Here is a 21,252-nt window from a genome sequence, read left to right on the forward strand (position 1 = left end):
TTTCAATTTTTTTTTCCAATTTGGAAGATATTTCCTGAACTAAAATCACCAAAATACAGCTCACCTGTGGAATCCTGGCCAAATGTGCTAATTAAGAAATGAGTATCCCCTAATACAGTTAGTTTCCTTTTTCCTCCTGCTTCGGTGGAAAAACCTAGGAGCTTTCCGGAGGTAAAGTCCGCGAAAATATACCATCCATAGTATTTGGAAAGATTTTTCCCTCTGTATACATATCCACCGGTGATGGATCGACCCAAATCGTGATCATACTCCAGAATTGGATCGGTTAACCCCGGTTTTTCGCAGTCCGTCTTGGGTAAAAAACAATGGAAACCTTCCTTTATATTCCAGCCGTAATTTTTACCTTTTAGAACCAGATCTACTTCTTCCCAATCATCTTGTCCAACATCTGCGAGATACAGATCTCCTGTTTTGGTATCGAATGAGAATTTCCAGGGATTCCTGAATCCATATGCCCAGATCTCAGGTAGGAATCCGGGTGAGTTTTTGTAAGGATTATCTTCCGGAACTCTATAAGGAGGGGCATTTGTATCCAAGTTAGGCGTTATTCGGATCAGAGTTCCTAGATAAGTAGAAGTGTTTTGACCGTGTTTGTATGGATCTCCTCCGGCTCCCCCATCCCCAAAACCGATATATAATTTTCCATCAGGACCAAAACTGAGTTGTCCCGCATTATGATTGGAATAGGGCTGATCCACCCTAAGTAAGATCCTTTTACGATCCTGCCAACGAATGATATTCGAATCATCCCAACGAAATTCTAAAATGAATGTTTGGTCCTTTCCAGCTTCTTTAGAAACTGCATTGATATAAAAGAGTTTATTTTCGGAAAACCTAGGGTGAAATGCAAGTCCGAGTAAGCCTTCTTCCGATCTTGTTTCCACACTTCCTGTAAAATCAGCGATCACCTTGGACTGATTATTAGCAAAATTCCAAAGAAGGATTTTTCCCTTTTTCTCCAAAACTACCATCTCACCAGGTAAGCTTGGATGAAATTGTATATCAGTGATTTCTTTAAATCCGGAAGCCACTTGGGTCCAACCAAAAACGTATTCCGTGCCGCTTTCTTTTTTCGGTTTTTGTTTTTTGGTTTTGGCAAGAAGATGGGTGTCTTCTCCCGTAAAAAGGAAGAGTCCCAAAAATAGAGAGAAGGTTAAGATCCTGTTGCGAAATCGGCTCATTCTGGCAGAAAAAAATACAGTTTGAAATCACTCAGTCAAGGATGAAAAAGCCAAAAACTAGATGCCAAAACTTACCCACAAACCAGTCTGGAGTTAAGATGAGCACGAGCACCCTTCGCCCCGAATCTTCCATAGCCTTATTGGAGGAAATGGAAAGAAAATATAAACAGATCCCATTCGAAGCGATTTTGAAGCAGGACATTCTGAGGCAAGGGATCCATTTTCTTCCTGAATCTTTTCAGATAGAGGGAGATTATAAGACAAAGGACTATTTCATCTTCTCCTTCGACCATATTCCACTTGCGGATATGAAAGAAGGAACTGATTCTAAGGCTCCGGAAGAGATCAAGATCACCGGTGGATATTTTAATTTATTACCGACTATAGTATCTACTCGTAATAACCCGAACTCACCTTACAAAGTTAAACGTATTCCTGCCGGAGAAAAAGACGAAGGCAGACCAGGTCTCTATTTAAACGAAACATTTTTAGGGAAGTTAGAGTATCCGCCTAAACCTGCCTGGTACAGACACAAAACTAAGTCCGGAAAAATTCCGGGAGAGATTGCACCAGTGATCGAATGGGGATATCTGATCTATTTAACAGTTTTCCGCAACTGCCAATATTTCGGTAAGGACGAAGAATGTGCCTACTGCGATATCAATCATAACTATAGACAACAGAAGAATGCAGGAAGACCTTATACTGGTGTTAAAGATATTGAAGATATTTTAGAAGTACTTTCTTGGATAGATGCAGAAGACGAGATCGCAAAAGTGTACACTATTACCGGTGGATCCGTAATCACTTCTCTTAAAAAGAAGAACGAAATAGATTTTTATTTAGAATACGCCCAAGCAATCGAACAAAAGTTTCCTGGAAGATGGATGGGTAAGATCGTTTCCCAAGCCTGGGAGAATGATGACTGCAAAAAATTCAAAGACGCAGGTATCCAGGTTTATCATCCCAACTACGAAGTATGGGAACCGGAACTATTCAGGAAAATTTGTCCTGGAAAAGAAGCTTATATCGGTAGAGATACTTGGATCAGAAGGATCGTAGACTCTGCAGAAATTTTTGGACCTTCTTATGTTATCCCGAACTTTGTGGGAGGAGTAGAACTTTCCCAACCTTGGGGATTTGCAACAGTTGCAGAAGCAATCAAGTCTACTGGAGAAGGTTTAGACTTCTTCATGTCTAAAGGGATCATGCCTAGGTTCACAGCTTGGTGTCCTGAACCTTATACAACTTTAGGAACACAAGCCGGTCCTCCACTGGAATATTTCTGTGAATTACTCACAGTCTGGAAGTCTACATTCGAAAAATATAATCTTCCAGTTCCTCCAGGTTATGGCGAACCGGGCCCTGGAAAGGCGGTATTCTCAGTTTCCGCCTTTATGGATGTGATTGGATATCCAGGAAGGGTTTAATCCCCTCCACTCGTAGAACGTTCCACCCTTCTCCAGGCGTTTGCCCAAGAAGCAAAAGAGTTTTGGTTTCTAGTCTGTAGATAAAGTTTACCCCTACCGGAAAATTTTGCGACGATTCCTTCTCCTGATAAGAAGAGGGATTTTAAGCCACCTACCTTATCCAAATGATATTCTAGGCTCGGCTCAAAACCTACGATATGACCCGTGTCTACGATGTACATTCCGTCCACATCCACAGTATGAATTGCTCCAAAACTAGAAAAGAAAAGGTCTCCTGCTCCGGAAACTTTTAGGAAGAATAAACCTTCTCCCGCGAAAAATCCCTTAAATCCTCCCCATTTACTGTCAATGACGAGTCCCGTACTTCCGGCAACATAGGCCCCTCTACTTAGGATCAATTCTTCATTTTGTAGGGTCCGATGTTCTAGGTCTCCTTGGGTGGCAGAAGTTAAAAATAATTCTCCGGAACCTTCTGCAGTAAACGTATTCTGAAAGAAAGATTCTCCGCTGAATAAGGCTCTTTTCGCAGAGGCGAAGATCCCTCCCTGTGCCTTTGTCTCCATTTTGATCTCTGGAGACATTGCGACCATCGCACCTGATTCGGCACGGATCGATTCTCCAGAATTCATTTGTAATTTAATAAGAGGAAAATCAGGTTTAGCTAATATTTCAAATTTCATATTCTTAGGATTCCTTTTTAGGAGGTAATTTATCTCGGAACCATGCGCCCAAACTAGGCACGTTTCTGGATTGGAGCCAAAGCCTTCCTTTCCCTCTAAACTTTGCCACAAAACCTTCCCCGCCCAAAAAGAAGGATTTCCATCCTCCGAATTTAGTGATCTCGTATTGCAGACCTTCTTCGAATGCGACGATATGTCCTGTGTCTACGATGAACTCACCTTCTACATCAAGTAATTCTATTCCTCCGTAACTGGAGATAAGAACGGGTCCGCTCCCTGTGAGTTTTAGGAAGAATAAAGACTCCCCACTGAAAAAACCTTTGAGCCCTTGGAATTTGGTATCTATGTCTATATTCGGTTGTGATGCGAGAAAGGAACTGGATTGGATAAAAATAGTCCCGTTCAGATCTAGTTTTTCTATATCACCAGGCAATGTAGGAGCGAGTAAAACTTCACCAGGTTGAGAAGCGCTGAATGTGTTCATCCAGAAGGATTCTCCTCCTAAAAAAGCCGCCTTTAAGGATTTGAAAAGTCCTCCTTGCTGCGCCTTACTCGTTTGCATTTGGATATGGGAACTCATACTCATAAGAGCTCCCGCTTCCGCCTTAATGGATTCTCCCGAATTCAGATTCACTTTCGCTACAGAATACGAGGGCTTATATAATAGTTGGATATTCATTATAAATTCCTAATTTAAAAACCTTATAAAGGAAGAAGTTTCGTCAGCCATCCGATAAAACTGGAAGGTACTCTGGATTGGATCCAAAGAGTTCCATGACCAGAAAAATTTGCAACGAGCCCTTCTCCGCCCAATAGAGTGGATTTCCAATTTCCACCTGCCTTTCCTACTTTGAACTGCAAAGAGTTTTCAAAAGCGACGATATGGCCAGTATCCACAGTATAATTTCCTTGGACCTGGATCGGAACGATCGCTCCATAAGAACTTAAGAATAGTTTTCCTGTTCCGGAAATTTCTAGTAAGAACAAACCTTCTCCACCTAATAAGGAACGGATCCCTCCGAATTTAGAGACCACTTGGATCCCGGAATCTGAAGCAAGATAAGATCCGGATTGAACAAAAATACTTTTGCCTCTTAGATCCAAGTCCACGATATCTCCCGGAAGATCCGGTGCGAGGCCGATCTCTCCTCCGGAAGAAGGAGCAGTGTACGTGTTGAAGAAAAAAGATTCTCCACCGAAAAATTTACGAGCGAGTGCGGAGAAAAATCCGCTTCCCATTTTAGTTTCCACTCCCATTCCGGAACTCATGTAGACCATGACGCCTGCTTCGGATTTAATCGATTGACCCGAATCCAAACGGAGTTTCAATAAGGAGAACGAAGGTTTATGCGAAATCTGGTATTGCATACGAAAGGAAAGTTTGGAAAATATTTTCCAATGCGTCAATCGATTCCCGTAATTCCATATGTCTTTCTAATGTATTCTATTCCATAAAGAAGAACTTTCAAATGAAACAAGTTTTGATTACAGGTGCAAATCGAGGAATCGGTCTAGAGCTCGCTAATTTATATTCCGAAAAAGGTTACACTGTTTATGCAGCTTGCAGAAAAAGTTCGGAACCTTTGCGCAGGCTGGGTGTAAAAATTTTTGAAGGTCTGGACCTTACACAAAGCCAAAGTTTCGAAACTCTTTCCGGTTTTTTGACCGGAGTCAAGTTGGACATTCTCATCAATAACGCTGGTATCCTGATCCCAGATAATTTGGAAAGTGTGGACTTTACGGAACTCGAAACCCAGATCCTGGTAAATGCAATCGGACCTATACGACTCAGTCGCCTACTTCTTCCTAAACTAGGCACTCACTCTAAACTGATATTTATCACTAGCAGAATGGGCTCTATCGCGGACAATACTTCTGGTGCTTATTACGGATATAGAATGTCCAAAGCTGCCTTGAATGCAGGTGCAGTTAGTCTCGCCCGTGACCTTGCACCTAAAAAGATCTCTGTAGGCATTTTCCACCCTGGAATGGTAGCTACCGAAATGACAGGAAGACAAGGAATTCCACCTAGAGAAGCAGCCGAGGGACTATCCCATTTAGTGGAAAAACTCTCTCCGGAAAGGTCCGGAAGATTCTTTCATCAAAACGGGGAAGAGTTACCATGGTAATTGGATTCTGTCTCCCTAAAACAACACTGTTGTAAAAAGGAGACAGAAGTACAGAAATTTCTTTCAAATTATGTCTAGTTGTCTCTGTACCGAGCTATAATGCCCGTCTAAAATCATCTTTTTGCACTGCACCTGGCATGGATATTGCTTCTATAGTCCTAAAGGGTTAATTTTAATTGGATTTCGAAAACGTCCAATCTAGAAAGCGCCCGGTGCAAAGCGAATGGATTCCGGGACCGAAAGTTTCCGGGGTAGGAAATGATGAATTTCACAGAACATAGAAAAACTCTTAAAGAAACAGTTAGAATTAAGGGGATCGGATTACATTCCGGCAAAGAAGTAAATCTGATCGGTCACCCTGCTCCTTCTGGAACAGGTATAGTTTTTGAATATAGAAAGGGAGAGGATAAGGCATCCATCCCTGTAGAATTAAGCAACGTGGTAGATACGAGTAACGCTACTACACTTGGAGATGGACTACATAGGGTCCAAACTGTTGAACACCTTATGGCAGCGGTATTCTCCCTCGGAATTACTGACATGATCCTGGAAATCGATTCGGTAGAAGTTCCGATCATGGACGGATCTTCCCTTCCTTTCCTAGAGGCATTCGAAAACACAGGTTATACCGAATTCGAAGAAAGAATAGAACCTATTTACGTAAAGAACCCAATGTGGGTGGTAGATGGGGACAAATACCTGGTGATTCTTCCCAGCGAAACCTGGAAAGTGACTTACACGATAGACTTCCCTCATCCCCTCCTAAAAGGCCAGAATATCACAATCGATCTGGACCGAGACATTCTCAAAAACGAAATTTTACCAGCCAGAACCTTCGGATTCCTAAAAGATGTGGAAGCCCTCCAAGCTAGAGGACTTGCAATGGGAGGATCCTTAGACAACGCAATCGTTCTTACCCAGGACGGATACCTAAATGAATCCCTTCGATATGAGAACGAATGCGTCCGACACAAAATTTTGGACCTGGTAGGAGACCTTTCCATCGCAGGAAGACCTATCATAGGACATTATTTGGCTTCTAAGGCAGGACATGCGCTGGACGTTTCCATGGCCAAATTAGTTATGAGTTCAGTAACCGGAAACGAACTGGGCAAATACAAAAGCCGTCGTATCCCACTTTTCAACAGAAAAGCGGCGATGGTCTAACTCTTTCGATTTTCCCGCCTGGGATTGGGCGGGAAGTCCCAAATTTATAAAAGACTTGTCGATTCACTAAACTACTGTATTTCTACCAGCGGATATTCATTCTATGAATGGCGGCGGGAAAAGAAGTACATATATGGGAATAGTCGCTTTTCCCGGCAGATTTTACGGTCGTTGCGTAAAAGTCGGGACAAAGAGAAGACATCTAGCTCACGGCGCCTATATCCATGAGAGCCAAAAATCGGAAGAGCTCAAAAAACTATCCGATGCACTCGATTCTTCCAAAATTGAATTAAAATCTATCATCGTTAGTCTCAAAACAAGAGAACAAGACAGAGAACTAAAAGAAATTTTAGAAACCCAGGTCACAATCACAGAAGATCCAGGGCTACAAGATTCGTTCAGAAATCGGATCAAAGAATATAATGAAAACGCATTTTTAGCAGTCCAAAATACGATCAACGAACTTACAGATAAATTCACTCGTCTAGACAATCCATTCTTCCGGGAAAGATCGGATCATTTCCAAGACATCTCCAATCGGATCTTAGAAAATCTATTAGATAAAAAAGAAGAAGTCTCTTTTTTAGCAGATCAATCAGAAGATGTGATCTTAGTCGCAAGACAATTGACTCCTTCACAGATGATCTTGATGGATAAGAGTAGAATCCGAGGGATTGCAACTGACCTCGGAGGAAAAACAGGCCATATGGCAATCCTCGCCAGAAACTACGGGATCCCCACCATAGTAGGCCTAAAAGAGTTTTATAGAAATATTAATGATTTTGAATATGTTTTCCTAGATGCAGACACTGGACAGATAGTAAGAAATCCAACAATAGAAGAAGTAAAATATTACGGTGCTTCTTCTCCTTTAAGTTTTGAAACCAAAATTATAAAACCTAAAAAGGCGGTTACAAAAGACGGAGTCAAGATCAGACTAAAATGTAATTTAGAATCGGACACTGATTGTGATCTTGCTAAAAAGGCGGATGTGGACGGAGTCGGGCTTTTTCGCTCGGAATCACTATTTTTAAAATACCAGGATAAAAACGTATCAGGCGAAGAACAATTCTTAGCCTATAAAAGGATCGCCGAAGGAATGGATCCAAATCCTGTTTATATCAGAACCTTTGATATAGGAGCCGATAAATTTTCCACAGGAGAATTCGAAGAGAATCCTTTTTTAGGAAACAGAGGGATTAGGTATAGTCTTCAAAATCCGGATTGGTTCAAAGAACAATTGATCGCAATACTCAGAGCTTCTGCCTATGGCAATCTGAGCATTATGCTCCCGATGGTAACAAACCTAGGAGAAATTAAAAAAACGAAAGAAATATTAGAAGAATGCAAAAGAGAACTTACTGCAAAAAAAGAAAAGTTCAATAAAAAGATAAAATTAGGAGTGATGGTAGAAACTCCTTCTGCTGTATCTTCCATGGATGTTTTGGCAAGAGAGGTGGATTTTTTCTCGGTAGGAACGAACGATCTATTACAATATCTAATGGCAGTGGATCGAAATAATGTGAATGTTTCTTCCTTATACAATCCATTCCATATTTCTTTCTTAAGAGCTTTGGTCCAAATTGTAGAGACTGCTTGGAAATACGAAAGACCATTAAGTATTTGCGGAGAACTCGCCTCAGATACAAATTTTACGATCCTACTCTTGGGGATGGGATTCAGAGAACTTTCGATCTCAATCCCATTCGTCGGACCAATCCGTAAAATTTTAGGATCGGTCAGCTTAAAACAGGCAAACTTTCTTTTGAAAAAAATTTTAGAACTTTCTGAGAACGAAGACTACGAAGCAATCGAGGCGTTTTTGTTCAGTAAACATTTGGAATAATATCCGAATATTCCAGACTCAAAAATAAAAACGGATCCTGGTCTATCTTCTTCTCTTGTAAAAATAATGGACCCAAAGATTCTTTCGGTTTCAGGAAATTTAAATAAGACTGCTTTTCTGTTCTTAGGAAAAAATTCCCGGCTGATTTTTTCTCAGAATGGAACTGGGAGATCTTTTTGATCACTGAAGGAAGATTTCTATCTTCTGAATGTATATTGGAAAATAAGATCAGATAATTTTTATCCTTCCAGATTCCTCTGAACACAAATCCTTCTCGGGAGAAAAATTCTTTAAAAGGGATTTCTTTCGAAACGTCTTCCAATCTTGAATATTGGAAAACATCTTCTGTGCCTAGCACCTTAGGCAAGAATGAATCAATTTTAAGTCCGGGAGCTTCTTCCCAACCCGAACTTAAACAAATCCCTTTTTTAAAACTTGGGTTTAGGTTTTTGATTTCCAGTTCCGACTGGAATTTTCTCCAAGTTAGTTCCGCTCTAGCAAATATAAATCCTAGATTTAAGGCGGAAAATTCCCTTACTCTGGAAAAGTCCCAAACTTCTCTTTCTCTTAACGTAGAAAAATAAAGATTATCCAAAGCATATAGGTCCGAATGACCATAAGGTTCGAAAATACTGGGTTTGGAAAGGGTCGTTTTCGCCATACAGGGTAAATATCGGCGACTTAGAAAATTCTCCTCAGGGTAAAAAAAGCCCCAGATTTAAACCTGAGGCTTCTTCTTTCCTTTTTTGGGGCGTTAAGCCCTTATTAAGAGAATTATTTATCTGTTGAATAGACTTTTTTAATCTTATCCGCGTATTTTTCAGCGATTACGTGGCGTTTCATCTTCAACATATTGTTCAACTCCTCTCCAACCTCAAAAGGTTTGGAAACGATAAAGAATGGAGTCACTTGCTCGAAGGATTTGAACCCGTTCTTAGCATTATTAAGAGCTTTGATCTCTTTTCTGAATAGGTCCACTACTTTGGCATTTTCATTCAAAGTATCTTTATTGGAAATATCCACTCCGTTCTCTTTTGCCCATTCTCCCAATTTTTCGAAGTCAGGAACAATGATTGCACCCAGGTTTTTCTGGTCTTGGCCTATGATCATACACTGACTGATATAAACGGATTCTTGGAGTTTGTTCTCGATAGGAACCGGCTCTACGTTTTCTCCGCCTAATAAGACCACGGTGTCCTTAGCTCTTCCGGTAAGTGTCAGGGTATGTTTAAAGTTAATCATCCCCATATCGCCTGTGTTCATCCATCCGTCTACAAGAGCCTTGGAAGTAGCTTCTTCATTTTTGAAGTAACCTTTCATGACCTGAGGACCGTTTACGAATACAACACCTTTACGACCTAGTTTACCTTTGATCACTTTTCCGTTTGCGTCGATCTCGGTCAGAACTTCGTTATTATCATTTCTGATCTGAAGATGAGTTTTAGGAACGATAGAACCTACAGAACCTATGATCAACTTTTGAAAAGTCCTAACGGAAAGTACAGGAGAAGTTTCAGTCATACCGTAACCTTCCAATACATTGATCCCAATATTATTGAAAAACTCATCTACGTGACGAGGAAGTGCTCCTCCCCCGGAGATAGAAGCTTTCAATCTTCCACCAGTAGCAGTTCTAATCTTAGAAAGAACGATCTTGTCCAAGGTCGCACTATTTAAGAATACTCCAAGTCCTGCCAGAATGTAAAGAGGCAGACTCAAGAAAGAGAACTCAGTAGGGGCAAGTAGATATGCAGCAATGGAAGAAGCTACTGTCAAAGTGAAAGGTCCTGTTAATACTAACTGAACCAACATTAAGATTCCGTAAAATAAGGAAATAATCGGATTTCTTCCGTGATAATCTACTTCTTTGCCTGTGATAAAACGGACCGCAGCGTTTTTCTTATCGGAGAAGAAGTAAGCCAGTTTGAACAACCCTCGACGTACTGCAGGAGTTTGGCTTGGATCGTTGATCCTTGTATAAATACCGTTGTAGATATTTTCCCAAAGACGAGGAGCAGAACCCATAAATGTAGGCTTTACAGTTGCCAAGTCTTGACGAAGATCCCTAACGTTAGTGTAATATGTAGCCGCACCAATGCTGATACAAACATATTCCACAACCCTTTCGAATACGTGCCAAACAGGAAGAATGGAAAGTAATTTCGCCTCAGCATTGATCTTTAACATAGGAGTTACGTTCAATACTTGGTGCATCATATTAGAATGTCTTAATTGAACACCCTTAGGAAGGCCAGTGGTTCCGGAAGTATAGATCAAAGTGAAAAGATCCTCAGGTTTGATGGCAGCGATTCTATCTTCTACCTTGCGAGATCCGGAAGCTCTAAGGCTTTTGCCTTTTTCAATTAGATCATACATTTTCAGAACGCCAGGAGCCTCGGATTCTTTATCCATTATGATAACTGTTTTAACTTTTCCGAGCTGGGATTTGTTTCTGTTGAATTTCTCCAACATTTTATCGTTTTCTATGAATACTACTTCGGACTCGGAGTGACTAACGATATATACGATCTCAGAGTCGGTGATATCAGTTCCTCTTGGAACGTCGGCGGCACCGGTCATAATGATACCGTAATCTGCGATGATCCATTCTACTCGGTTATCAGCGAGTAACGCGACATGATCTCTGGATTGAATACCAAGTTCGATCAAAGCCTCGGCAAGATTCACACCTGCTTCGTATAACTCAGAATAGTTGATCGGCAAATAATTCTTTTGCGCGTCTTTGTATAAGAAAGCAGGTTTATTTTTAAATTTTTCTGCAGACTCACGAAATAATTGGGCGAGATTCTCAGCCATGTATGGAAATTCTCCTGAAATGAAATGGAATGATGGATGTGTCCGGCAGCACCTACCGGGAATCTGATTCCAGATTCAAACTAAATGCTTAAAGATAAATCCTTTTTTTAAAAACCAGTCTGAGTTTGGCTTTTTATTACACGATCGTTATGAATAAAGCTCAATTCTAAGGAGATTCGAGCCAGTTTTTTAGTCTTCCGGTCAATATTGGTAGATCTTTCTCCGAAATTCCGTATTGGGAATGAAGTTTCTTTCCGGATTTACTAAATACGAATAATGCAGGCTGCCCTTCTATCTTAAGAGGAGTTACAAGTTCCCATTTCGGATCTAAAAGGCTTGGGTATAACATTCCGAATTCGGAAGCTGCTTTTCTGATCTCTTCTAAACTTAGATCGTCTTCCGTATTCACTCCTAATACGACAGCAGGAGAATCTTTCAATTTACCTCTCAATTTTTCGACCACAGGTACTGCCTTTTTGCAAGGTTCACACCAGCTCGCCCAGAAGTCCAAAACCACTAACTTACCTTTGTCTTCCGAGAATTTATGGGAATTCCCGTCCCAATCTTGGAGGGTTACCTGATAGAGCAAAGGTTGCTCATCCGATCTGCAATCGTTTAAGAATAAAATGGAAAAAAGAAGAAGTAAAACAGGCCAGTCTTTTCGAAAAACCATACTTCCAGATTACAAATAAGAATCAAAGCTACAAGTCATTTACTTCCAATTCCACCTTGCTTTAAAGAGTGTAGATCAAAAACTTGTATAGAGTTTTCAACCTTGGAAGAAACCAGGATCTATAATTACTATTTCCAATTTTCAGAATTCCAATCATATTTGGAAGGAAGAAAGTTTCAGGGAGAAGGCATCCAGTTTGATTCAGGATCCCCTCAGGGAAGCAATAAACCCCCGATACTCTTCGCATTTTTAGATCCTAAAAAAGGTTTTGTTCTACAATTAAGATCCGGCAAAAATTTAGAAAGGATCTGCAATGACTGGACGGACAGTGCATGGGAAAGAAAAGAAGATCTATTCGTTTGGAATGTAAACCCAACAGAGCAAATTTATTTCCAAGCCTTGGATAGAGATCGGATCCATATCCACTGGAAATCGTCTACGGATATTATTTTTTCAGGAACGATAGAAGTAAGAGTAAAATCTTTCTTCCAAAAGATTTTAGGACCTTTTAGCAGAAACTAGATCCATAAAAATTTTTTTAACAAGTGCTGCAGACTTCTTTCTTTCGAATCTTTTCAGATCTGCCTTTGGGAATTTAAACTTCTTCTTTCGAAAGTCTAAAAGAGCTTTTTTCCATTCTTCCGCTGATTCCGGAGAGATATATATGCAGGATTTTTTTCCTATTTCTCTAAATACTTCTAAGTCGGAAACGATACACGGAACGGAATAAGCGAGCGCCTCTAAAAGTGGGATCCCAAATCCTTCATAAATGGATGGAAATACAAAAAGACTCGCTTGTGAGTATAAATATTTTAGCTCTTCTTCATTTACAAAATCGAACCAGTAAAGTTCTCCGGATACTGAAGATTTTTTGAATTTCTCCAGAAACTCGGGAGATTCCCACCCCTCCTTCCCAGCATGAACCCAAACCAGATCAGATCTTTCCTTTCTGGCTTCTTGGTATGCTTTTAGAAGTGTTCCGAAATTTTTACGAGGTTCTAATGTAGAAACCGTTAGAAAAAATTTTTTAGGAAGTTTAGAGACCCGTTTTGTAGGAGGAGTTTTTATTTTTTTGATCTCTTTAGGATCATAACCTGGATAGATGATATCTATTTTTTCCTTCGAAAAAGAAGAGTATTTTAAGATTTCAGAAGAAGTGAATTCAGAGTTTGCCAGAATAAAATCAGCTCTTTGGATACTTCTTCTTAAATAAAAAAGCTGCTGGAATCTTGCAATAGGCCTCATTGTTTCCGGAAAACGATAAGCCACAAAATCGTGATAAGTCAAAACTCCCGGAATACTTTTGGATAAAAAAAGAGGAAATACCTGCTGTGTTCCCCAAAATAGATCGATCTCATATTTTCTCAATTGTAAAGGGAGATAAAATGCAAAGTATATTCCTCCTTTTTTAGAGAATAGCCCTTGACCGATCACAGGTTTTATATTCTGATTTTTGAATAGATCCTGATAACCTTCATGAATTGGCCTATGAGAAAAAAGATAAAATTCGAAATCGGGATCTTTTTCAAAACCTTTCAAGACTGATTCGATCAATCTTCCAACTCCCGAAACGGGTGTGGATAGAGGCCTTGCATCCAAGGCGATCTTGTATTTTTTTTTGTTTGGTTTGGACAAAAGTAAAATAACCTTTTCTAAGATTGACTTACCAACGATCTCGAACTGAACCTTGTAGGGAAGTTTTAAACTTTTCCCAGAATAGAGTCACAAGATCCGATTCTCCTGCTAGTAATCCTATTCCCAATTTGGAAGTTAAAAACGGATAATCTTTACCGGAACGGATTTCCAAATCCTTTCCTAAAGAAGCTCGTAGTATCGCAATCCCACCTGCCACATCCCAATCGTTTTTAGGTCGGAGAGAAAGTGTTAACGGATATTTTCCGACTGCAACCAAGGCAAGTTTATATGCAATGGAGCCTTTTGGCTCTAATATAAAATCACTCCCATAATCTAATTTTTTGAAAAGCCCGGCCTTCGTTTCAGAAATGGAAACTAAAATTTTAGGAAGTTCGGAAGATTCAAGTTTAGGAAGATAGAAAGTATTCTCCCAATCGATCTGATTTTTATAATACGGAGACTTTAAGATTGTATAATATGCACCCTTACCTTCCGCTCCCCAAAAAAATTCTCCTGTGGCAGGATTCATTACTATCCCAAAAATAGGTCTACCTTCTTCCAAAAGACCGAGACTAATCGCAAATTCTGGATTTTTAGCAACAAATTCCCTGGTCCCATCGATCGGATCCAAGATCCAAACTCTTTCTCCTTGGAGAGAAGAATGAGAAAAATCTGAATCTTCTTCGGAGTATACTTTGTCTTTTAGGATTTTGCGAATGCCGCCCGCAATGATCTCGTTTGCTTGCAAGTCGGCTTCGGTGAGAGGATCACCTTTGGATTTTTCCATCACATGGAAATTTGTTCCATAGATGGAAAAGATCCGATCTGCGGCTTCCAGAACAAGTTTAGAAACTAATTCCGCTTCTTCCGGAAATCGCATGAAATGAGATTATTTTCCGGTAGTTGGCTGAGCCGGTTGTTTATCTTCCTTATGAGGTTCTTCTTCCAAATTGTCTGGACGAACATAGAACACTTCATTGATAGGAGTTTGAAGATAAATTTCCGGATCCATTAGATAACTGTAAAATACAATATAAGTTTTGTATTTTACATACACTCCAAAAGTTCCCTTTTGAGGCTCATAAGAAATGGAATCTGCTTTTAGATCCTTGGTGTATTCCTTATAATCCAGGTATTTACGATGAAGACTGTATTTTAAAGCGGAGAGAAGATTTTTTTCCAACATCGCTTTTTTAGCGGCTTCGGAAACTTTTCGATTCTTATTAAATTCTTCTACTTTATTAAATTCTTCTACTAAACCGCTGACTTTTCCAGCAAACAATGGGGTCCCGAGGCAGATAGCCAAGGCTAGTATTACGATCCGTTTCATTGTTTCTCCTATGTTCCTGTGAATAATATCGGTATTTTAGGGGGTGAACTTTCCCCCTTGTTATAATTTCTCTAAGGGAGTATAGGCAAGGAAAAAGTTCTTCTCCAGCCCCCCGAATTTGATTTTTACCTTCCGGTTTTTGCCAGTTCCTTGGACAGAAATCACCTGTCCCAGGCCAAATTGGGCATGTTTGACCCTATCTCCTTCTCGGATATCCGCCTCTTCGCCTAAAGGTTTGGAAGAATCTTCCCTTTCCCTGTGAGCTTCCGGGATTTTGTAAGCTCCAGAAGAAGCAGTCGGAGGTCCGGATGGTCTGCGGACTCCTTTTTGGGTGAGAATACCTTCTTCCCCAAAACATTCAGTCGGAATTTCAGGAAGGAATCTAGAAGGGATCCGGTCCTCTACTTTTCCGAATTTACGGGAAGTTCTAGAATAACTGAGATATAATTTCACCCGAGCTCGGGTCAAAGCTACGTAAAAAAGTCTTCTTTCTTCTTCCTCACCATTTGGTTCTTCTAAACTCATAGAATGAGGGAAAGTCCCCTCTTCCAGACCGGTCAGGAATACTGTAGGAAATTCCAATCCTTTGGCATTATGGACCGTCATAAGATGAACATAGTCAGTAAGCTGAGCCGAATCCTCTTCAGAAGTAAGAAGGCTGATCTGATTCAGATATTCTTCAAGGTTAGGAGATTCTTCCCTAGACTCATATTCTTCGATCGAGTTCACAAACTCCCGGACGTTCTCCACTTTAGATATCGCTTCCTCATCATGGATATCTCTTTCCATATAATCGATCCAACCGGATCTTCCTACTATCTCCAAAGCGATCTTAGAAGGAAGTTCTCCTTTTTCCTTCCGATCGATCAGATCATCGAATAAATGATATAGTTCTTTCGCTTTTCCTAAACTTGCTTTTTTTAAAGGAAGATCAGGATGCCCGATTGCTTCTAAAAAAGAAATCCCTTGGTCTAAGGAAAATTTACGGATCTTCTCTATACTCGCCTCACCGATACCGCGAGGAGGTGTATTCACAATTCTTAATAAAGAATTGGAATCCATAGGATTTGCGACCACGTTTAGATACGCGATCATATCCTTGATCTCTGCTCTATCAAAAAATCTGAAACCGCCGAAAATTTTATAGGGGATACCGGAGGCTCTAAGACCTTCCTCAAAATATCTGGACTGTGCGTTTGTTCTATAGAAGATCGCAAAATCTTTGTATTCAGATCCTCTCGCGGAACCTGCCCTGATCTTTTTGACTATATCGTAAGCTTCTTCTGTTTCATTCTCGAATTGAGAAACCCCGATTGGTTCTCCCAATTCATTATTCGTGAATAATTCTTTCTCTTTTCTTCCGCTATTATTTGAAATTACTTTAGACGCAGCGCGGATGATCCTGGAAGTAGAACGATAATTTTCCTCCAGCTTTACAACGTATGCATTCGGAAAATCACTTTCGAAGTTTAGAATATTCGAAATATCCGCCCCTCTCCAGGAATAGATGGATTGATCGTCGTCACCTACAACGCAGAGGTTTCCTCGGTCACCGGAAAGCAAACGTACCAATGTATATTGTGCCTTGTTTGTATCCTGATACTCATCCACCATGATATAATTCCATCTATCTTGGTAGGACTTAAGTACTCCTGGATTCTCTCTGAATAATTCTACGGTTTTTTGGATTAGATCCCCAAAATCCAATGCCTGGTTTTTTTTCTTACGTTTTTCATATTCTTCATAGATGTTTGAGATCATCTGAGATCTATGTGAAAAATTCTCTTTTCGAACATAAAGATCGGAATTGGAAAGTCCATCTTTCCAAGAAGAAAAGATCCCAGTCAAAGAAGAAGGTTTATACTGTTTAGGATCCTCATGTAGATCCTTAATCACTTGTTTGATTAAGGATTCTTGTAATACCGAATCATAAACCGTAAATCCGGACGGCATTCCAAGATAAGAAGTTTCCTTTCTCAAAATATATAAGCAAAGAGAGTGAAATGTTTTGATCTGCACATTCCATGGAATGGAAGGAACAAGTTTGCCTACCCTTTCCAACATTTCTGCTGCCGCCTTATTGGTAAAAGTAAGCGCACAAATCGAATCTGTTCTTTTGTTTAGGATCAAATTTGCGATCCTATGGGTGATTACCCTGGTTTTCCCGGAGCCTGCACCTGCTAAAATTAAAACAGGCCCTTCCAATCTTTCAACTGCGGCTTTCTGCGGATCGTTTAAGCCTTGTACTAGATCAACTGACAAAGCAAAAACTCCTTAAAATCTATAATCACCGATACCGAATACGAACTGAAATGCGTTGTCAGATTCATATCTTTCGAAAGGTGCCCAGAAATTTCCGGTAGGTTTTAACTTTTGGGCAAAGTAAATACGTAAAGGAAGAACAGGAATCTGAACCCTCAGACCCACACCCCAGGAATATCTCATTCTATCCATAGCAACGTTATCCGCTGATAGGATCAATCTTCCCGGGTTATTCAATTCGTCGTAGGTTACGTCAGCCTTACGTCCATTCTGCAAATTGAAATTGTTTTGGATGTACCAACCGAGCGGATTTGCAGCAATCTGATCCGCCTTATTTTTATCATAAGATTCGAAATAATCCTTTTTAGTTCCTACGGCACGGTTCGTCTGTTCGTAAAGTGCTCCTCCATCCAAGAAGACCACGAGCCAGAGTAAACTTGGCTCAATAGGTATACGAATCTCAGTATCGAAAAGTAGACGATGTTGGGCACCATCTCTCCATTCAACAGGGTATTTTTGGTCGTTATAATACCAACCTCTCAAGGATTCATAACCACCTATGATGAGTAAATCCTGAGGACGGATATAAGGATCCTGGACAGGATCCTGGCTATGAGATCCTCCTGCAGGAGTTCTTTGGAAAATAAAAGTATCGGAAGTCCTGAACTCTTGGACCACTCTCCATCTACGAAGGGCGTTATTCCGGATCAAGCCGCCGAAAGTAAAATCAAACCAAGTATGATAGTATTCCGCTAAGATCCTATATTGGTCGAAGTGAGAAGATCCACCCAAATACTGTCCTACGTTATCTACCTGGAAGAGTAGATCATATCCGCGAGTAGGAGCAAATACGTTATCTCGGATATCATAGGCCAGACCATTTGTAACCTGAGAACGGAATTGCCATCCCCTTCTTACGTTAGCCAAAACCGCATCCGATACAAGTGCTGTCGGATTTGAATAAGAGTAAAATGCAGGAGTATATCTATGGAAGTGAGTCCAGTTGGTTCCAAGTCTGTGAGCCACTCCCATGGTGACCCCTAAACCGTTGTTATCGTAAGTAGCGTTCTCGACAGTTGGAGAAGTTGTACTATCTGAAATAGAGATCGTAGAAGTAGAACCTAAGAAGATGGTTCTCGAAAAATAGAACATGGAAAGTGAAAGAGACCAAGGAGTATCATACATCCAAGGTTCAGTCCATGAGATTTGAAAGGATCTACGATAAGGTCCGAACTCTAGACGTCCCGAAACTTTTTGACCAGTTCCGTTTAAGTTGTTCTCACCAATTTCAGTAAAGATCGTAAATCCAGTGATCGTTCCATAACCACCACCCATGGAAACTGTTCCAGTAGGCTGTTCTAACACTTCAATCACCAGGTTCATCTTTGTATCATCTGAACCTGGCCTCATGTTAAAGTTTACTTCTTTGAAATAACCTAGGTTAAAAATCCTCTCCCTGGAACGGTTTACCAAAGTAGAATCGAATAAGTCTCCCGATTTAAAGAGTAACTCTCGTCGGATTACTTTGTCCTGGGTTTTCTTATTTCCTTTGATGATTACGTTTTCGATCTGAGCCAGGTTGTTCTCACGAATGGTAAAATCGACGTGAACGAATTTACGCCCCCTCAGTTCAGGAGTATCTCTATAAATTTCTCTTAATTTACGGATATTTAATTGTTTATATTCTTCTTCGCAGGACTTTTTTTCCACCTCGGTCTTTCTGGAGGCGCAATTTTCATAATACTCCAGACTTTCAGAATCCAAAGAAACGATCTTTCTTCTTGGAATTACCTGAGCAAAAATATGTCCTTTAGAACCGTAGAGTTCGTTAACAGTGGCTCTGTCTCTGGAGAACACCGTCTCGTCGAAAATTTCTCCTGCATCTTTAGAACTGTAATCTAAAGATTTTTCAATCTCCGGGATAGTAAACAGAGGTTTTAATTTGTCCTTAGGAGTTTCAGGAGGGTTATTCTCTTTGTTCAAGAAGATGGGTCTTCCATCCCCGTCCGTAGTCATATCATGAGCGACTGTATATCCGTTAAAATAATACACCTGTCCTTCGTAGAGTTTGATATTGACTATGATTACCCTTCTGTTTTTCTTTTCAGGATTTTCCCAATGGATCTCCCAGTTGGTACCTTCTCGGATCAGCTCCGAGTCCAAATACCCTTTACTTCTTAAATAAGCTTGAATGACTTCTTTATCTTTTTCGAAGGAACTTTCTTTAAAGTTACCACCCTCGAATAGACCTTCTTCTTTTAACTCCATGAGTCCTAAGATCTCTGAAGTTTCGATGGTCTCATTTCCATAGATATTGATTTTTGCGACAGGGATCTCTTCTCCCTCGTCAATGATGAAGCGAACCTTTACTAAGTTTGTCTTTGGATCAGGTTTTCCAAGTTCAACTTTTACATAAGCAAGGAAGAATCCTTCATCTTTATATTTTTGTAATATAACGTCCCTGGATTTCGTGACTTTCTGAGGAGTAATTACTTCGTTATCTTTAAGAGGCATTTTATCTCGGAGGTCTGCAGGAAAAACTTCGTCGGCTCCGATAAATTCAACTTCCTTAACTCGCGGCCTTTCTCTCAGTTCGAAAATTACGCGAACGCCCCCTTCCATTTCTTCTGCTTTAATATCTATAAAGTAGAAGAATCCGGATGCGAATAATGCTTTTAAATCCCGATCTATGATCCCTCTGGTGAGAAGTTTGCCTGTTCTCAATTCCAAAAGACCACTGATGTCCGAATCAGATGTGTTTTTATTTCCGTTAAATTTTATTTCTTTTACGATCTTTCCGAAATAATCACTCTTTTTCGAGAAAAGTTGAGAGATCTCGCCGGAGTAAAAAAAGAATCCGCTTACAAAAATAACGGCAAAAGATTTATATATAGATAATTTTCGTTTCAAGAGTCTTTTGAAATCGCCATAAGGCTTTATTTAAATTCGAGGCAGTTTTCCTTTCTCGAAATAAGTCTTTAGATCCACCTGGGCGGATCACTGACCTCCCGGTTGACGAACCATCGCAAGATTGAATCTTGTAACTCCGGCTTCGTTCACTTTATCGATCACTTTGACGATGGTTTGGTAATTCGCTCCACCATCGCCTCTGATAATCACCCGATTTTTACTCTGTTCTTTTTTATCTTTGTCGTCGCCCTGGTTTTGGCCATTGAACAATTTTATCTTTTCAGTCAGTTTTTCCAAAGGAACAGGTTCAGTGTCTTTATCTAGGAAAATTTTCCCGTCCTTATTGACAGTGATCACCAATTCGTCCTTTTTCTTTTCCTGAGCAGTGCTGGAAGATCTAGGAAGTTCTATTTTTACGACTGTGGATTTTTCCAAGGTCGCGTTCATCAAAAAATAAATTACGATGAAACAGATAACGTCGATCATAGGTGCAAGCTCTATTTGGCCTGCCCTAAAACTTCCGCCTTCTCCCCGATTCCACTTTCTGAATTTCATTTTATTTTAAAAACCTAAGTGCCTGCTCGGAAAGACTTTCCATTTCGGAAATTGCGTCTTCTTTTTTCTTTTGGAAGAAGTTATGGAAAATATAAGCCGGGATCGCAACCGCAAGTCCCATAGCTGTAGTGATCAATGCCTCACTGATCCCTACTTCCGCTCCTCTTGTTCCAGAACCCTCTGCAAAGGAACGAATAATCCCAAGAACTGTTCCCAATACTCCTAAAAGTGGAGAGATAGTTGCAATTGTAGCTAACGGAGAAAGGAATTTTTCCATTCTTTGGATCTGATTTAATCCTTGTGTAAGGATCTCATCATCCACAGAAGATGCGTTTTTCTTAAACTGAGTAATACCTGCTTGTAAAACTTGAGAGACTGGGCCTTGGCTCAGACTTCTCATCAGATCGGAAGCGGAATCGTAGTTTTTTTCTCTGAGTAGATCTTTTACCCTTCTCCAATCATCAGGAGTAATTGACTTCCAACGAGAGAAGAAGATCAGCCTTTCTATGATTATCGTAAATCCTACTATAGAAACTAGAAGGATCAGAATAGGTACTGTTTCCGGCGGAATAATGGAAACCAAAGAATCTGTTTTGGCAAGAATCATATCGGCTTG

Annotated in this window: 19 protein-coding genes; 5 read left to right on the forward strand and 14 right to left on the reverse strand. The window is 40.2% G+C overall.

Going from position 1 to position 21,252, the window contains the following annotated elements:
- Positions 1–2 precede the first annotated feature (2 nt).
- The gene (locus CH377_RS15605; protein ID WP_100724689.1) at positions 3–1,202 is read right to left on the reverse strand and encodes a PQQ-dependent sugar dehydrogenase; all 1,200 of its coding nucleotides are present in this window, start codon (positions 1,200–1,202) and stop codon (positions 3–5) included.
- A 98-nt stretch (positions 1,203–1,300) separates the two neighbouring features.
- Here CH377_RS15605 and CH377_RS15610 point away from each other — a divergent pair, with 98 nt between their 5' ends.
- Positions 1,301–2,632, forward strand: a complete 1,332-nt coding sequence (locus CH377_RS15610) for a radical SAM protein (protein ID WP_100724690.1) — start codon at positions 1,301–1,303, stop codon at positions 2,630–2,632.
- Here the strand turns inward: CH377_RS15610 and CH377_RS15615 are convergent.
- The 3 genes from CH377_RS15615 to CH377_RS15625 are packed head-to-tail and all read right to left on the reverse strand — an operon-like array spanning position 2,629 to position 4,680.
- Entirely contained in the window at positions 2,629–3,312 is a 684-nt protein-coding gene (locus tag CH377_RS15615; RefSeq protein ID WP_100724691.1) for a TIGR00266 family protein, read from the reverse strand. The genes CH377_RS15610 and CH377_RS15615 overlap by 4 nt on opposite strands.
- Before the next feature lie 4 nt (positions 3,313–3,316).
- The gene (locus CH377_RS15620) at positions 3,317–3,991 is read right to left on the reverse strand and encodes a TIGR00266 family protein (protein ID WP_100724692.1); all 675 of its coding nucleotides are present in this window, start codon (positions 3,989–3,991) and stop codon (positions 3,317–3,319) included.
- A gap of 23 nt (positions 3,992–4,014) precedes the next feature.
- Complete coding sequence (locus tag CH377_RS15625) at positions 4,015–4,680, reverse strand: TIGR00266 family protein (RefSeq protein WP_100724752.1); 666 nt, start codon at positions 4,678–4,680, stop codon at positions 4,015–4,017.
- Between the two features lie 101 nt (positions 4,681–4,781).
- Between CH377_RS15625 and CH377_RS15630 the strand changes: the two genes are divergently transcribed.
- From CH377_RS15630 to ptsP, 3 genes are all read left to right on the forward strand, one after another.
- Positions 4,782–5,441: an SDR family oxidoreductase gene (locus CH377_RS15630; RefSeq protein ID WP_100724693.1), complete on the forward strand. Its 660-nt coding sequence runs from the start codon at positions 4,782–4,784 to the stop codon at positions 5,439–5,441.
- 261 nt (positions 5,442–5,702) lie between these two features.
- Entirely contained in the window at positions 5,703–6,608 is a 906-nt protein-coding gene (gene lpxC, locus CH377_RS15635; RefSeq protein WP_100724694.1) for a UDP-3-O-acyl-N-acetylglucosamine deacetylase, read from the forward strand.
- A gap of 103 nt (positions 6,609–6,711) precedes the next feature.
- On the forward strand, positions 6,712–8,454 hold the full coding sequence (ptsP, locus tag CH377_RS15640) for a phosphoenolpyruvate--protein phosphotransferase (protein ID WP_100724695.1): 1,743 nt from the start codon (positions 6,712–6,714) through the stop codon (positions 8,452–8,454).
- Here the strand turns inward: ptsP and CH377_RS15645 are convergent.
- From CH377_RS15645 to CH377_RS15655, 3 genes are all read right to left on the reverse strand, one after another.
- Positions 8,435–9,115 carry an LIC11631 family protein gene (locus CH377_RS15645; protein ID WP_100724696.1) on the reverse strand — a complete coding sequence of 227 codons (681 nt, stop codon included), beginning with the start codon at positions 9,113–9,115 and terminating at the stop codon, positions 8,435–8,437. The genes ptsP and CH377_RS15645 overlap by 20 nt on opposite strands.
- Before the next feature lie 113 nt (positions 9,116–9,228).
- Positions 9,229–11,271: an AMP-dependent synthetase/ligase gene (locus tag CH377_RS15650; RefSeq protein WP_100724697.1), complete on the reverse strand. Its 2,043-nt coding sequence runs from the start codon at positions 11,269–11,271 to the stop codon at positions 9,229–9,231.
- Between the two features lie 166 nt (positions 11,272–11,437).
- Positions 11,438–11,944 carry a TlpA family protein disulfide reductase gene (locus CH377_RS15655; protein WP_100724698.1) on the reverse strand — a complete coding sequence of 169 codons (507 nt, stop codon included), beginning with the start codon at positions 11,942–11,944 and terminating at the stop codon, positions 11,438–11,440.
- 102 nt (positions 11,945–12,046) lie between these two features.
- Here CH377_RS15655 and CH377_RS15660 point away from each other — a divergent pair, with 102 nt between their 5' ends.
- A complete protein-coding gene (locus CH377_RS15660; RefSeq protein WP_100724699.1) occupies positions 12,047–12,466 on the forward strand; it encodes a hypothetical protein in 420 nt (139 codons plus the stop codon).
- Here the strand turns inward: CH377_RS15660 and CH377_RS15665 are convergent.
- The 7 genes from CH377_RS15665 to CH377_RS15695 all read right to left on the reverse strand — a co-directional run bounded on the left by CH377_RS15665 (position 12,443) and on the right by CH377_RS15695 (position 21,243).
- Positions 12,443–13,579, reverse strand: coding sequence for a glycosyltransferase family 4 protein (locus tag CH377_RS15665; protein ID WP_100724700.1), 1,137 nt, complete (start codon positions 13,577–13,579; stop codon positions 12,443–12,445). The two genes, CH377_RS15660 and CH377_RS15665, sit on opposite strands and share 24 nt — an antisense overlap.
- Positions 13,580–13,607: 28 nt before the next feature.
- Positions 13,608–14,459 carry a 3'(2'),5'-bisphosphate nucleotidase CysQ gene (locus CH377_RS15670; RefSeq protein WP_100724701.1) on the reverse strand — a complete coding sequence of 284 codons (852 nt, stop codon included), beginning with the start codon at positions 14,457–14,459 and terminating at the stop codon, positions 13,608–13,610.
- Between the two features lie 9 nt (positions 14,460–14,468).
- Entirely contained in the window at positions 14,469–14,909 is a 441-nt protein-coding gene (locus tag CH377_RS15675) for an LIC11625 family surface-exposed protein (RefSeq protein ID WP_100724702.1), read from the reverse strand.
- Positions 14,910–14,969: 60 nt separating this feature from the next.
- Entirely contained in the window at positions 14,970–17,171 is a 2,202-nt protein-coding gene (locus tag CH377_RS15680; protein ID WP_100724703.1) for an ATP-dependent helicase, read from the reverse strand.
- Between the two features lie 12 nt (positions 17,172–17,183).
- A complete protein-coding gene (locus CH377_RS15685; protein WP_100724704.1) occupies positions 17,184–20,081 on the reverse strand; it encodes a BamA/OMP85 family outer membrane protein in 2,898 nt (965 codons plus the stop codon).
- An 87-nt stretch (positions 20,082–20,168) separates the two neighbouring features.
- Positions 20,169–20,636 (reverse strand): ExbD/TolR family protein, encoded by a 468-nt coding sequence (locus CH377_RS15690; protein ID WP_100724705.1) that lies wholly within the window; start codon positions 20,634–20,636, stop codon positions 20,169–20,171.
- A 1-nt stretch (position 20,637) separates the two neighbouring features.
- Positions 20,638–21,243, reverse strand: coding sequence for a MotA/TolQ/ExbB proton channel family protein (locus tag CH377_RS15695; RefSeq protein WP_008592180.1), 606 nt, complete (start codon positions 21,241–21,243; stop codon positions 20,638–20,640).
- Positions 21,244–21,252 lie beyond the last annotated feature (9 nt).

The organism is Leptospira haakeii (assembly GCF_002812045.1).
Classification (GTDB): Bacteria; Spirochaetota; Leptospiria; order Leptospirales; family Leptospiraceae; genus Leptospira_B; species Leptospira_B haakeii.

Coding starts and splice junctions, on each gene's coding strand:
- CH377_RS15605 (WP_100724689.1), bottom strand. CDS start 1,202: ATGAGCCGATTTCGCAACAGGATCTTAACCTTCTCTCTATTTTTGGGA.
- CH377_RS15610 (WP_100724690.1), top strand. CDS start 1,301: ATGAGCACGAGCACCCTTCGCCCCGAATCTTCCATAGCCTTATTGGAG.
- CH377_RS15615 (WP_100724691.1), bottom strand. CDS start 3,312: ATGAAATTTGAAATATTAGCTAAACCTGATTTTCCTCTTATTAAATTA.
- CH377_RS15620 (WP_100724692.1), bottom strand. CDS start 3,991: ATGAATATCCAACTATTATATAAGCCCTCGTATTCTGTAGCGAAAGTG.
- CH377_RS15625 (WP_100724752.1), bottom strand. CDS start 4,680: ATGCAATACCAGATTTCGCATAAACCTTCGTTCTCCTTATTGAAACTC.
- CH377_RS15630 (WP_100724693.1), top strand. CDS start 4,782: ATGAAACAAGTTTTGATTACAGGTGCAAATCGAGGAATCGGTCTAGAG.
- lpxC (WP_100724694.1), top strand. CDS start 5,703: ATGAATTTCACAGAACATAGAAAAACTCTTAAAGAAACAGTTAGAATT.
- ptsP (WP_100724695.1), top strand. CDS start 6,712: ATGAATGGCGGCGGGAAAAGAAGTACATATATGGGAATAGTCGCTTTT.
- CH377_RS15645 (WP_100724696.1), bottom strand. CDS start 9,115: ATGGCGAAAACGACCCTTTCCAAACCCAGTATTTTCGAACCTTATGGT.
- CH377_RS15650 (WP_100724697.1), bottom strand. CDS start 11,271: ATGGCTGAGAATCTCGCCCAATTATTTCGTGAGTCTGCAGAAAAATTT.
- CH377_RS15655 (WP_100724698.1), bottom strand. CDS start 11,944: ATGGTTTTTCGAAAAGACTGGCCTGTTTTACTTCTTCTTTTTTCCATT.
- CH377_RS15670 (WP_100724701.1), bottom strand. CDS start 14,459: ATGCGATTTCCGGAAGAAGCGGAATTAGTTTCTAAACTTGTTCTGGAA.
- CH377_RS15675 (WP_100724702.1), bottom strand. CDS start 14,909: ATGAAACGGATCGTAATACTAGCCTTGGCTATCTGCCTCGGGACCCCA.
- CH377_RS15690 (WP_100724705.1), bottom strand. CDS start 20,636: ATGAAATTCAGAAAGTGGAATCGGGGAGAAGGCGGAAGTTTTAGGGCA.
- CH377_RS15695 (WP_008592180.1), bottom strand. CDS start 21,243: ATGATTCTTGCCAAAACAGATTCTTTGGTTTCCATTATTCCGCCGGAA.